This window comes from Streptomyces speibonae (assembly GCF_984686075.1).
This window is the reverse complement of sequence record NZ_OZ480260.1, coordinates 3,582,548-3,595,396: the sequence shown is the minus strand read 5'-3', so window position 1 is coordinate 3,595,396 and position 12,849 is coordinate 3,582,548. Positions and strand designations below refer to the sequence as shown.

The 12,849-nt window shown below is 72.0% G+C and carries 12 protein-coding genes; 6 read left to right on the top strand and 6 right to left on the bottom strand.

Annotated features, from left to right (window positions below; genetic code table 11):
* Positions 1–51 precede the first annotated feature (51 nt).
* The 4 genes from AC5L3C_RS16165 to AC5L3C_RS16150 form a co-directional block, all read right to left on the bottom strand.
* A complete protein-coding gene (locus AC5L3C_RS16165) occupies positions 52–1,299 on the bottom strand; it encodes a DUF5667 domain-containing protein (RefSeq protein WP_493649602.1) in 1,248 nt (415 codons plus the stop codon).
* Between the two features lie 252 nt (positions 1,300–1,551).
* Entirely contained in the window at positions 1,552–2,322 is a 771-nt protein-coding gene (locus AC5L3C_RS16160) for an ECF subfamily RNA polymerase sigma factor, BldN family (RefSeq protein WP_125504948.1), read from the bottom strand.
* A gap of 422 nt (positions 2,323–2,744) precedes the next feature.
* Positions 2,745–3,626 (bottom strand): AAA family ATPase, encoded by an 882-nt coding sequence (locus AC5L3C_RS16155; protein ID WP_493649601.1) that lies wholly within the window; start codon positions 3,624–3,626, stop codon positions 2,745–2,747.
* 176 nt (positions 3,627–3,802) lie between these two features.
* Complete coding sequence (locus AC5L3C_RS16150) at positions 3,803–4,714, bottom strand: HAD family hydrolase (protein ID WP_493649600.1); 912 nt, start codon at positions 4,712–4,714, stop codon at positions 3,803–3,805.
* Between the two features lie 96 nt (positions 4,715–4,810).
* On the opposite strand from AC5L3C_RS16150, the gene AC5L3C_RS16145 reads away from it, so the two are divergent.
* From AC5L3C_RS16145 to AC5L3C_RS16120, 6 genes are all read left to right on the top strand, one after another.
* Positions 4,811–5,098 (top strand): glutaredoxin family protein, encoded by a 288-nt coding sequence (locus AC5L3C_RS16145; RefSeq protein WP_493649599.1) that lies wholly within the window; start codon positions 4,811–4,813, stop codon positions 5,096–5,098.
* Positions 5,099–5,411: 313 nt separating this feature from the next.
* Positions 5,412–6,176 carry a redox-sensing transcriptional repressor Rex gene (locus AC5L3C_RS16140; protein WP_125504944.1) on the top strand — a complete coding sequence of 255 codons (765 nt, stop codon included), beginning with the start codon at positions 5,412–5,414 and terminating at the stop codon, positions 6,174–6,176.
* Positions 6,173–8,203 (top strand): glutamyl-tRNA reductase, encoded by a 2,031-nt coding sequence (locus AC5L3C_RS16135; protein WP_493649598.1) that lies wholly within the window; start codon positions 6,173–6,175, stop codon positions 8,201–8,203. Before AC5L3C_RS16140 ends, AC5L3C_RS16135 begins: the two co-directional genes overlap by 4 nt.
* Complete coding sequence (gene hemC, locus AC5L3C_RS16130; protein ID WP_493649597.1) at positions 8,200–9,159, top strand: hydroxymethylbilane synthase; 960 nt, start codon at positions 8,200–8,202, stop codon at positions 9,157–9,159. The genes AC5L3C_RS16135 and hemC overlap by 4 nt, the downstream gene beginning before the upstream one ends.
* Positions 9,156–10,853 carry a bifunctional uroporphyrinogen-III C-methyltransferase/uroporphyrinogen-III synthase gene (locus tag AC5L3C_RS16125; RefSeq protein ID WP_493649596.1) on the top strand — a complete coding sequence of 566 codons (1,698 nt, stop codon included), beginning with the start codon at positions 9,156–9,158 and terminating at the stop codon, positions 10,851–10,853. The genes hemC and AC5L3C_RS16125 overlap by 4 nt, the downstream gene beginning before the upstream one ends.
* Before the next feature lie 121 nt (positions 10,854–10,974).
* Entirely contained in the window at positions 10,975–11,688 is a 714-nt protein-coding gene (locus tag AC5L3C_RS16120) for a class I SAM-dependent methyltransferase (protein WP_493649595.1), read from the top strand.
* Between the two features lie 44 nt (positions 11,689–11,732).
* On the opposite strand, the gene AC5L3C_RS16115 is transcribed toward AC5L3C_RS16120, so the two are convergent.
* Together AC5L3C_RS16115 and AC5L3C_RS16110 are read right to left on the bottom strand one after the other, a co-directional pair.
* Positions 11,733–11,912 (bottom strand): DUF397 domain-containing protein, encoded by a 180-nt coding sequence (locus AC5L3C_RS16115; protein WP_493649594.1) that lies wholly within the window; start codon positions 11,910–11,912, stop codon positions 11,733–11,735.
* A complete protein-coding gene (locus tag AC5L3C_RS16110) occupies positions 11,909–12,742 on the bottom strand; it encodes a helix-turn-helix domain-containing protein (RefSeq protein WP_493649593.1) in 834 nt (277 codons plus the stop codon). Before AC5L3C_RS16110 ends, AC5L3C_RS16115 begins: the two co-directional genes overlap by 4 nt.
* Positions 12,743–12,849 lie beyond the last annotated feature (107 nt).

The window sequence follows — 12,849 nt, the reverse complement described above, 5'->3', positions numbered from 1 at the left end:
TATGTGTGTGCGGTGCCGGGGGGCGCCCCTTCGTAGGGGGCGCCCCCGGCCCTATTCCGCGTCCTCGGCGTCGATGCCCAGACCCGGAAGGAGACCGGGTAGGAGAGGTGGGAGTGTGACGTCGGGGGCCGGAGGTCGGGTGGCGTCGCCCGTGGGCGGCGGTGTGGTGGCGGTGCCGGCGCTTTCCCCGGGCGGGTCGAGCAGGCCGCCGGTGTTGCCGCCGAGCAGGCCGTCGCTCTCGCGGTCCGGGCCGGCGGAGCTCGACGGATCCGCCTCGCGTGCGGCGCTCCCGCCGGAGGTGTCGTCGGCGGTGCCGGGGGACTGCGCCGGGCGGGACGCCGACGGGTCGCCGGAGGCCGATGCGGAGCCGCTGCGCCGCGTCCCGTCGCCGACCTTGTCGCTGGGCGGCTGGGGGAGGAGGGACTGGAGCGGGGCGACGTCTTCGTCTATGGCGTCGAACACCGACGAGACCTGATCCCGGACGTCCCCCAGCTGCACCGGCAGCTGGTCGCGGAGCGTGCTCCAGGACTCGCGGTGGTTCTGGGAGAAGGAGGAGAGCGCCTGCATGGGGCCGAGGGAGTCCGGGTCCCGCTGGTACGCCTCGCGCAGCAGCCGGTGGCCCTCGGAGGCGTCGTGCCGCATGGCGGACAGGGCGCGGCGGACCTCGCCGAGCGACTCGTGGTCCAGGGAGCCGCTGCGGCCGCGCTCCATCAGCCGGCGTGCTTCCCCGAGGCGGGTGGAGGCGTGGTCGAGGTAGACCCGGCCGCGCTCGTCGCTGCCGTCGGCGAGTCCGAGCTTGACGTCCTCGATGCCTCGCTTGAGCCCGTAGAGGGAGTCGCCGGGCAGCGCGTCGGAGCTGGCGGCCGCGACTCCGCCGAGGGCGCCGGCGGCGACCCCGATGGTGAGTCCGCCCGCGGTGAGGCCCTTGGCGAGCCGGGATCGCGGTCGCAGCCTGCCCAGCGGGGTCGCCCGGTGTGCGCCCCGGGCGCGGCGCGCACGCTGTCCGGGTACGGCCTGATCCGTCGCCTCGCCCGCCGCGGTGCCCTCCTGGAGCATGGCCTCGAACGCGGCCACCAGCTGGGCCCGCTGGACGACCTTGACCTCGGGGTCCAGTTCCGGCCTGGGCAGCGCGCCGAGGCCGGAGGTCAGAGCGAGCAGCTCTTCCTGCTCGCTCTCCGCGGCGGCCGGTGCCGGTGCCGGTCCTTCGGACTGCTCGGCCGCCGTGCCCCGGTCGGACTGCTCCTCCAGGGCCTGGGCGAAGGCGTTCGCCCGCCGGTGCGCCGATACGTTCGCGATCACTGGCGGCACCTCCTCTCGTCATGACGGTCGACTCCCCAGGGGGTCCTGAGGGTTCCCCGGCCCGACCAAGGCCACACGATCGAGTGATCGAAGTCGGTCAGGGGGTGACCACAGGGAGCCTGTATCCCGCACAACGAGCGGCGCGGCACTTGGGTTACGGACTCCGGATGACCGAATGAGGAAGCCAACCGGGTTTCACGTACCGTGAGTTGGCTGTCGCGGAGCGTGTTCCGCCGGACGGGGGTGTACGGGTCAGCGGGCGTCGTCAGGGAGGAGCCGGGCGAGGGTGCGGACGGCCCGGTACTGGAGGGTCTTGATGGCGCCCTCGTTCTTGCCCATGACCCGGGCGGTCTCGGCGACGGACAGGCCCTGGAGAAACCGGAGCGTGACGCATTCCTGCTGTTGGGGGTTGAGTCGTCGTACGGCATCGAGGAGGGCGGCGTTGGACAGGGACTCGAGAACGGAATCCTCGGGGGATCGCTCGACCTCGTTGGCGTCGAGCATCTCCCCGGTGGTGACCTCGAGGCGGAAGCGGCTGGACTTGAAGTGGTCGGCGACCAGGTTGCGGGCGATGGTCACCAGCCAGGCGCCGAAGTCGCGTCCCTGCCAGGTGAAGGTGCCGATACGGCGCAGCGCCCGCAGGAAGGTCTCGCTGGTGAGGTCCTCGGCGGTCGCCTTCCCGCCGACGCGGTAGTAGATGTACCGGTACACGGTGTCGCTGTACTGGTCGTAGAGCCGCCCGAAGGCCTCGGCCTCACCGGCCTGTGCGCGCTCCACGAGGTCCATCATCCGGGCGCTGTCGCTGTCGGCGGCGGGGCGGCGGGCGGTGGTGGCCGGGCGGCCCCTCCGGCCGACGGCGGCGGTGCCGTCGGCGAGGGCGTAGCACGGGCCGGCGAGGGCGGTGGCGAATGCGGGGACGGTGTGCGCGGTCGGGACGAAACCGCGCAGCATGTCTCGGGCTGTCGCGACTGTCGCGCGCAGCGTAGCCAGGCCCGAGGCGTCAACCCCGACGTGTGGGTACACGGGACTCCCAGAGGCAGAGCTTCCATCACGTGCAGTACGTAGTACGTGCAGTGCGGGACCGTTCACCCGTCGTAGCGACGGGTTGGTACCGGATTGCGTCTGAGGAGAATAACGCTTCGTGCAGGCTCTGCTACACCGAGTTGCTCAAATCGTCGATTACGTCGCTTCCGTAACCGGTTGACGTGCGTTCAAGTGTGCTGTGGTGACCAATTGTTGACCGAAAGTTTTCGTCTTCGGGGTGTGAGCGGGGCGAGTTGTGGCCGTGTCCAGCCAACGGGACTGGACAGAGGGGTTGCGGGGTACGAGAGCTGGATTGGGCGTGTTGGGGAGCGCGTCCTGGACCGCGGTCGAGGTCGGTCAGGGTGTGCCGCGTTGACCGGATCCGAGCGTGATCCGCCCCTCGTTCCGGACATGCTCGGAGATCAGCCCATGGCACCGCCGCGCGCGGTCCGCCAGGTCACCACCCAGGCCGGAGAGCTCGGCCAGATACACAGGACGTCGGTGACGCAGTCCGTGTCCGGCTCCTCGGCAAGGAAGCTCCGCGCCGCGGGCTCCACGCTGTCGCCGGATTCCAGGAGCAGCCCCCGGAACAGACCGAAGGCCCTGGCCGCGTCGTCGTAGCGCCCGGTCTGTTCCCAGGTGTCGAAGAACAGCACCACCCAGCGGTGCTGTCCGCCGAGCCGGTCCAGCTCGTTGACGAACGCCCGGTACAGGGACGTCGGGTCGGCCGCGCGCCCCCGGCGGCCACGGGCCGCGGCGCCGCGCAGCCGGTCCAGGCCCTGGGCCGCGGCCTCCGGGCTCGCCATCGCGGTCACCACACCGGCGCCCGGCATCAGGGACACGGCACCCAGCGTGGCCTGTGCCACCATCCGGCTCGCCAGCGACGCCTCGCCGTCGGCCGGGCCGGCGCCGTCCGCCGGTACGGGATCGGCGGCCGCCGCCTGCTCCCGGCGGACCTGCTCCGCCTCCCGGTCGAACCCCTTCAGCGGCCCGGCCTCGCCGGCCAGCTGCCGGGACAGTGCCGTCAGCGCCTGCGGTACGCCGTGGACGTCGTTCTCGTCGACCACGGCGGTCACCGCACCGGCCCGCTGCGCGGTCTCCCGCCACTGCCGCAGCAGGGTCGACTTACCGACCCCGCCCACACCGCGGACGTGGAACAGGAAGTCCGCCGGATCGGCCTCCGCGAGCGGGTCCTTCGCCAGGTTCTCGGCGAACAGCGACAGCTGCGCGCGTCTGCCCACGAACCGCGCCTGCGCGCGTTGCCGGATCAGCTCACCGCGTGATCGGCGTCCACGTGCGGACACGTTCCCCACCCCCGTCCGGCCCGTCAGCCGTAGCCGCCCTCGTCTCCCCCGTTCCGGAAGTATGACGGCCCTTCAGACCGAGTGCAGGGGCCTGTGGACGACGCGGCCGGCGGGCCTGTGGACAACGCGGTCCGCGGGCCCGTGGACGAAGCGGGCCCCGGCGGCGCGGCCGGTGGTCAGCGGCGCTTCCGGTGCAGGGCGATGGCGGCCGCCGTGCCGCCGGCCACCGCGCCGACGCCGGCCGCCGCGGGGATGCCGACCTTGGCGGCCTTGCGGCCGGTGCGGTAGTCGCGCAGGCGCCAGTCCATGCGGCGGGCGTGCTTGCGCAGCTTGGCGTCCGGGTTGATCGCGTAGGGGTGGCCGACCAGCGACAGCATCGGGATGTCGTTGTGCGAGTCGCTGTACGCCGCGCAGCGGCTCAGGTCCAGCCCCTCCGCGAGCGCCAGCGCGCGCACCGCCTCCGCCTTGGCGGGGCCGTGCAGCGGCTCACCCACGAGTTTGCCGGTGTACACGCCGTCGACCGACTCGGCGACCGTGCCCAGCGCCCCGGTCAGCCCGAGCCGGCGGGCGATCACCTGCGCGATCTCCACGGGTGCCGCCGTGACCAGCCACACCCGCTGCCCGGCGTCGAGGTGCGCCTGGGCCAGCGCCCGGGTGCCCGGCCAGATCCGCTCGGCCATGTACTCGTCGTAGATCTCCTCGCCGATGGACTGCAGTTCGGCGACGCGGTGCCCCTGGACGATGGAGAGCGCCGAGTCGCGGGCCTCCTGCATGTGCTCGGGGTCCTCGACCCCCGCCAGCCGGAACCACGCCTGCTGCCAGGCGAACCGCATCAGCTCGCGCGTCTCGAAGAACTTCCGCTTGTACAGGCCCCGGCCGAAGTGGAACAGGGCGGCGCCCTGCATCACCGTGTTGTCCAGGTCGAAGAACGCGGCGGCCCGTTCGTCGCCGGGTACCGGGAACTCCGGTTCGCGTTCGGCAAGGTCCTGGGTGGACTTGCGTGCTGCCTCCGCCGAGGCCTCGCCTGCCAACACGCTCCGCGCCGTGGCGGAGCGCCTACGGGGAGTGAGCCATCCGAGAGCGGCCATGGCGTGAGCATAGCCAGTCCGGACGGCGGGTTCCGGATCCGCCGGGTTCGAACGTCGTGAACTCTCCGGGGCGGCGGCGTTACGAAGCGCGCGACAATGGCCCGTATGAGCCCTCTCTTCCGCCGCAACACTCCGGCCGCTCCGCGGGACCGGCTCGTCACCCTGATCGGCAAGCCCGGCTGTCATCTGTGCGACGACGCGCAGGTGGTGGTGGAGAAGGTGTGCACGGAACTCGGCGTTCCGTGGGAGCGCAAGGACATCACCGAGGACCGGGAGCTGTACGACCTGTACTGGGAGCAGATCCCCGTGGTGCTCGTCGATGGCCGTCAGCACACCTTCTGGCGTGTCGACGAGGACCGGCTCCGCAGGGCGCTCGGGGACTGACCGGCCAGTACAAACTGGCCGGAAAGTCGCTTAGGATCGATGGCGGTTTGGTCTCGGGGGCGGGATTCACAGAGGAGCGTGTGCGGTTTTGCCCCCAGAAGAGAAGGAATGGCGGTGCTCATGCGCCGGTTCCAGCGCAGTGCGCCGGGGGCGCGTGACCCCGGTCACGTTGGCCGGGCAAATCGGACACAATCTTTGTGCACGCGTTCACAAAGACATAGCCTGCATTCGACGGGGCGGTCCGAGGGCGTATGGCTCGACGTATGACCTGATCTGTGACCGCCTGAAGCCCCGCTCTACCCGCAGGAGCACCGTGGCAACTGGCCGAACTCACCGACCGGCGACCCGCAGCCGAGGGATTCCCGAGGCCACCGTCGCCCGGCTTCCGCTGTATCTCCGCGCCCTGACCGCGCTCTCCGAGCGCTCGGTGCCCACGGTCTCCTCGGAGGAGCTGGCGGCCGCGGCGGGGGTCAACTCCGCGAAGCTGCGCAAGGACTTCTCCTACCTGGGGTCGTACGGGACCAGGGGCGTCGGGTACGACGTCGAGTATCTCGTGTACCAGATCTCCCGTGAACTCGGCCTCACCCAGGACTGGCCGGTTGTGATCGTCGGTATCGGTAACCTCGGCGCCGCCCTCGCCAACTACGGCGGGTTCGCCTCCCGCGGTTTCCGGGTCGCCGCGCTGATCGACGCCGACCCCGCGATGGCCGGGAAGCCCGTCGCCGGGATCCCGGTGCAGCACACCGACGAGCTCGAGTCGATCATCTCGGACAACGGGGTCTCGATCGGCGTGATCGCGACCCCCGCCGGCGCCGCCCAGCAGGTCTGCGACCGGCTCGTGGCCGCCGGTGTCACCTCCATCCTGAACTTCGCGCCGACCGTGCTGTCCGTGCCGGACGGCGTCGACGTGCGCAAGGTGGACCTCTCCATCGAGCTGCAGATCCTCGCCTTCCACGAGCAGCGCAAAGCCGGTGAGGAAGCGGCGGCCGACACCGCCGTCGCCCCCGCCGCCCCCCGCAAGCAGTCCGCCACCGACCAGGGGCCCGACGGGGACGTACCCGCCGTGATGCCGGCATGAGTCTCCTCGTCGTCGGACTGAGCCACAGAAGTGCGCCGGTCAGCGTGCTGGAGCGGGCCACCCTTGGCGCGGACGCCCAGACCAAGCTGTTGCAGGACACGGTCGCCGCGGAGCCCGCCGCCGAGGCCGCGGTCCTCGCCACCTGCAACCGCATCGAGCTGTACGCCGACGTGGACAAGTTCCACGCCGGTGTCGCCGAGCTGTCCACGCTGCTCGCCCAGCACAGCGGGGTCGGTCTGGAGGAGCTCACTCCTTATCTCTATGTGCACTACGAGGACCGGGCCGTCCACCACCTGTTCTCGGTGGCCTGCGGGCTGGACTCGATGGTCGTGGGCGAGGGGCAGATCCTCGGCCAGATCAAGGACGCGCTGGCCCGGGCGCAGGAGACGCACACCGCGGGCCGGCTGCTGAACGACCTGTTCCAGCAGTCGCTGCGGGTCGGCAAGCGCGCCCACTCCGAGACCGGGATCGACCGCGCCGGGCAGTCGCTGGTCACCTTCGGACTGGAGCAGCTCGCCGCCGGGCGGCCCGTCGAGAACTGGGCCCACGGCAAGAAGGCCCTGGTCATAGGCGCCGGTTCGATGTCCTCGCTGGCCGCGGCCACGCTCGCGCGGGCCGGTGTCGCCGAGGTCGTCGTCGCCAACCGCACGCCCGACCGCGCCGAGCGGCTCTCCGATATTCTCACGGCGGCCGACGACACGAACGTGCTGGCCCGCGCGGTACCGATGGCATCGGTGCCGTTCGAGCTGACACGTGCAGACGTCGTCGTCTCCTGCACCGGCGCGACCGGGCTCGTCCTTACGGCCGACGCGATCGCGTCGGGCGTCGAGAGCCGCGCCGGAGGGCAGCCGGTCGTCGTCGACCTCGACGAGGTGGCCGACGAGCCCCACGTGCGGCCCGCCTCCGCCGGTGCGGTGGCTCCTCAGTCGCCCGCCTCCGCCGGTGCGGTGGCTTCCGAGGCGCGTACCTCCGCCGGTGCGGTGGCGTCTCAGCCGTCTGCTCCTGCCGGTGCCGGGGCTCCCCAGCCGTCCGCTCCTGCCGGTGCGGTGGCCCCTCAGTCGCCCGAGTCCGCCGGTGCGGTGGCTTCCGAGGCGCGTACCTCCGCCGGTGCGGTGGCGTCTCAGCCGTCTGCTCCTGCCGGTGCCGGGGCTCCCCAGCCGTCCGCTCCTGCCGGTGCGGTGGCGTCTCAGCCGTCCGCGTCCGCCGGTGCCGGGGCTGTCCGGCAGTCCGCCGCTGCCGGCACCGACGAGAACTGCCCGCTCGACCTGGCCTCCGTGCCCCCCGGCTTCTCCGTGATGGGCGAGGCCGCCGTCGCCGGCATGGACGCGGCCACGCTGGAGCAGCATGCCGCCTGGGCCACGGGCGCGACCGTCGACCGCCGCCGCACCGGCCGCGGCGGCCCCGAGGCCGACGCCGACCTGATCGGCGCGCTGGCCGCGACCGCCTCCACCGCCGGCCGGATCCCCGAGCGGCGCCGCCCGGAGCCGGTGGCCGAGCCGCCCCGCCCCGAGCCCCTGCTCTTCCTGCTGGACCTGGCGATGCCGCGCGACATCGACGCGGCCGCGCACCGGCTGGCCGGCGTCCGGCTGGTCGACATCGAATCGCTCGCGGAGGCGTCCGCGGACGCTCCGATGGCTGCCGATGTGGACCAGGTCCGGCGTATCGTCTCCGACGAGGTCGCCGCGTTCGGGGCGGCACAGCGGGCGGCGCACATCACGCCGACCGTCGTCGCCCTGCGCACCATGGCGGCCGACGTGGTGGCCGGAGAGATCGCCCGTCTCGAGGGGCGGCTTCCCGGCCTGGACGACAAACACCGCGCGGAGATCACACAGACCGTGCGGCGGGTGGTCGACAAGCTGCTGCACGCGCCGACGGTACGGGTCAAGCAGCTCGCGGCCGAGCCCGGCGGCGCCGGGTACGCCGACGCGCTGCGCACCCTGTTCGACCTCGACCCCGAGACGGTGGCCTCCGTCTCCCGCGCCGAGGAAAGCACCGAGAAGAACGCAGAGAGCCGAGGGCCGGGATGACTGAGAAGGCACTGAGGCTGGGGACCAGGCGGAGCAAGCTCGCCATGGCCCAGTCCGGGCAGGTGGCGGATGCCGTGAGCCAGGTGACCGGACGGCCCGTCGAGCTCGTCGAGATCACCACGTACGGCGACGTCTCGCGCGAACACCTCGCGCAGATCGGCGGCACGGGGGTGTTCGTGGCCGCGCTGCGGGAGGCCCTCGCGCGCGGCGAGGTGGACTTCGCGGTGCACTCGCTGAAGGACCTGCCGACCACACAGCCCGACGAGCTGGTCGTGGCGGCCGTTCCGGTCCGTGAGGACCCGCGCGACGTGATGATCACGCGCGAAGGGCTGAAGCTGACCGACCTGCCGCGCGGTGCCCGCATCGGCACCGGCTCGCCGCGCCGTATGGCGCAGCTCAACGCGTTCGCGCGCACCCGCGGCATGGAGATCGAGACCGTCCCGATCCGGGGCAACGTCGACACCCGCATCGGGTACGTCCGCAAGGGCGAGCTGGACGCCGTGGTGCTGGCCGCCGCCGGGATGAACCGGATCGGACGCAGCGACGAAGTGACCGACTTCCTGTCGGTCGACACGATTCTGCCCGCCCCCGGCCAGGGGGCACTGGCGGTCGAGTGCACCGCGGACAACGCGGACCTCATCGCCGCGCTCGCCGAGCTCGACGACCCGTTCACGCGGGCCGCCGTGACGGCCGAGCGGTCACTGCTCGCCGCCCTGGAGGCCGGCTGCAGCGCACCTGTGGGGGCGCTGGCCGACCTCTTGACCGACGGGCAGTCTGTCAAGGAAATGCGCCTGAGGGGTGTCGTCGGCTCGACCGACGGTGCCACGCTGGTGCAGCTGTCCACCACCGGTCCCGTGCCCGAGACGCACGAGGCGGCGATGGCGCTCGGTCGCGAACTCGCCACCGAGATGCTCGCGCAGGGCGCGGCCGGTCTGATGGGGGAGCGAGCACATTGAGCCCCACCACCCTTCCCGCCCCTCCGGAACACGGGCACGTCACCTTCCTCGGTGCCGGACCCGGGGATCCGGGACTGCTGACACTGCGCGCCGTGGAGGCGCTGGCGAACGCGGACGTCCTCGTCGCCGAGCAGGACGTGCTCGACGTCGTGCGGACGCACGCCAGGCAGGGCGTCGCCGAAGTGCACACGGACGCCGATCCGTCGGTGCCGGGCACGGGCACGCCCCAGCTGACGGTCGTTGACGGCGCGTCAACAACCGCCGGTGTCCCCGCGATGAGGGATGCCGGACATCTTCTCATGGAGGCCGCGCGGGGCGGCAGGCGGGTCGTGCGTGCGGTGTCCGGTGACCCCGGGCTCGACGCGTACGCCGCCGAGGAGATGCTGGCGTGCGCCTCGGCCGGGGTGCCGTTCGAGGTCGTGCCCGGCATCGCCACCGCGGTCGGCGTGCCCGCGTACGCCGGTGTGCCGCTGCGCGACGCCCAGGGCACGGACGTGCGGTTCGTCGACGCGCTCACCGCGTCCGACCGGTGCTGGACCGAGGTCGGCGCGTCGGACGGCACGGTGGTCGTCTCCACCACGCTCGACTCCGTGGCCGCCGCGGCGGGCGAACTGGTGTCCGCCGGACGCAAGCCCGACACCCCGCTGACGGTGACGGTCGCCGGTACGACGACCCGGCAGCGCACCTGGACGGCGACGCTCGGCACGATCGCGCAGACGCTGAAGCAGGCGAAGGTGCTGCCCTCCCCGGAGGGCAGCCGGCCGGTGATAGCCGTGGTCGGTGAGCGTTCCGCCGCCGCCCAGCGCGACCGGCTGGCGTGGTTCGAGTCCAAGCCGCTGTTCGGCTGGAAGGTGCTCGTCCCGCGCACGAAGGAGCAGGCGGCGTCGCTCTCCGACCAGCTGCGCTCGTACGGGGCCGTGCCGCACGAGGTGCCGACGATCGCCGTGGAGCCGCCGCGCACCCCGCAGCAGATGGAGCGGGCGGTCAAGGGCCTGGTGACGGGCCGTTACGAGTGGATCGCGTTCACCTCGGTCAACGCGGTGAAGGCGGTCCGGGAGAAGTTCGAGGAGTACGGCCTCGACGCCCGCGCCTTCGCCGGCATCAAGGTCGCCGCGGTGGGCGAGCAGACGGCCGCCGCGCTGATCGCCTTCGGCGTGAAGCCGGACCTGGTGCCGAGCGGCGAGCAGTCGGCGGCGGGTCTCCTCGAGGACTGGCCGCCCTACGACCCGGTCTTCGACCCGATTGACCGCGTCTTCCTGCCGCGCGCCGACATCGCCACGGAGACGCTGGTCGCGGGCCTGATCGAGCTGGGCTGGGAGGTGGACGACGTCACGGCCTACCGGACCGTGCGCGCCTCGCCGCCGCCCGCGCAGACCCGGGAGGCCATCAAGGGCGGCGGCTTCGACGCGGTGCTGTTCACCTCGTCGTCGACGGTCCGCAACCTGGTCGGCATCGCGGGCAAGCCGCACAACGTGACGGTCATCGCCTGCATCGGCCCGGCGACGGCGAAGACGGCCGAGGAACACGGCCTGCGCGTCGACGTGATGGCTCCCGAGCCGTCGGTCCACAAGCTGGCGGAGGCCCTGGCCGACTTCGGCGCCCGCCGCCGCGCGGCCGCGATCGACGCGGGCGACCCGGTGACCCGGCCGAGCGAGCGTCGGCCGGGTGCACGCAGACGCCGGTCCACGACGTGAGGTGACACGGGGCGCCCTTCCGGGGGCGCCCTTCCTCGTCCTCGGGTCCCCGTTCAGCCTCGGGCCACGGCGGTGTGCGGATTCCCGCGAACCGGCCCTCCTGGAGGCTGTGCCCGCCACCATGGGGCGAGTGACAGCTCCTACCTCCGCAGACCTGTGGCACCACTACGGCCGCACGCGCCACGCCACCGACCGGACCGTGCCCGACACGTTCCGGTGGGCCTGGGGCCAGGACTGCGGGCCCGGTCCGGACATCCTCGGTGATCTGTCCGGACTGTGCGTCGCCGACCTCGGCGCGGGCGCCGCCCGGCACGCCGCCCACTTGGCCGTCCACCACCGGCCCGCCCGGATTGTCGCCGTCGACGCCTCACCCGCTCAGCACACGATGGCCACGGACCTGTACGGCCACCTCGCGCCGCGCCTGCAACTGGTGCGGTCAGACGTCGTGGAGCACTTGCGGGCGGCGCCCGGCACGTACGACGTGCTCTACAGCGTGTTCGGCGCGGTCGACTTCACCGAGCCGCGTCAGCTGCTGCCGGTGGCGGCGTCCGTGCTGCGGCGGGGCGGACGGCTGGTGTTCTCCACACTCGCCCACTACCTCGGCGGTGCGCCCGCTCAGCCCGACGTGGAGCACGCCGACATTCCGGCCCGGACCCCGGACGGGGGGCCGGCCACGATGCGCCGCTGGGTGCTTCAGGAGCACGTGTGGACCAAACTCCTCGACGAAGCCGGCTTCACCCGGATCAGCGGCGCCCTTCTGCCCGCCGGGCAAGGACCGCGAGCGGCCGACACACTGCTGGTCACCGCATGGCGTGGTCCGCTGACGCAGACGTGACCCGCACGTATGTAGTGGGGTGTGGGCCACGTGTGTTTGCGATGTCAGCGCCCGGAGGCGTACGGCAGGAAGGCCGACCAAGCGGCTGAGGTGAGGTCGAGGCGAGGGCCTGCGGGGTTCTTGGAGTCGCGGACGAGGACGTGACTCTCGTCCGGGGTGGCCACCTCGACGCAGTCGGGGCCGCTGGACGTGCTGTAACTGCTCTTTATCCACTCCAGCTTCATGTCTCTCCAAGCACTTTTTCGATGAGGGCCATCGACTCCCGTGGGCTGAGAGCCTGTGCCCGGATGATTCCATACTGGATGTCCAGGAGCTGCACCTCTTTCGGCTCCGTGATCACGCGACTGATGTGCGCCACCTCGACATGACCGACCGTGGTGCCGTCCCCGAGCCTGAGCAGCCGGAACGAGCCGTCGAGCCCCGAATTCTCCTCTCGGCTCAGCGGCAGTACCTGAAGGTCGACGTTGCGGAACGCGCAGACTTCCAACAGCCGTTCGAGTTGCCCACGCATCACCATCTTGCCCCCGATGGGCCGCCGAAGCGTCGACTCGCACTGGACAAAACTGAAGGCCGCCTGGCCTGTCGTGTCGCTGACGATCTCCTGTCGCGCCAGGCGGGCCGACACCTGCTGTACCAACTGGTCGACAGTGAACGGCGGGCGGCGGGCGCTGAGCACTGCCCGTGCGTACTCCTCGGTCTGCAGCAATCCGTGGATGACGGAGTTGTTGTAGGCGCACAGCTCGGTTGCCTCCGCCTCCAGATTCTTCAGGTCCCGCACCTTCTTCGGGTACCGGATCTCCGCCACGTCCTTCTTCATCGCGGCGATCTTGCCGCCCGCGCCCAGGACTTCGTCCGCCGCGTCCAAGTACTCGGGCCGGGGGATCCGTCGCCCCCGCTCCACGCAGGAGACCATCTCCTCCCCGTACTTGATCGCCGCCCCGAGCTCCGCCTGGGTGAGGCCGGCCGCCTCGCGCCACAGCTTCAACTGCCGTGTGACGGTGCGCATCACGGCACCGGCCTCTTCGTCGTCCAGACCTGCTTCCCACCCGCTCATGTACGCCGCCTCCCGTCGCGCGCGTCCTTCCCCGGACCAACTCCGGCCGCCCGCGCCCGGTCACCCCGGGCAGCCCGGACAGAAACCGGCCCACCTGGCGTACAGCC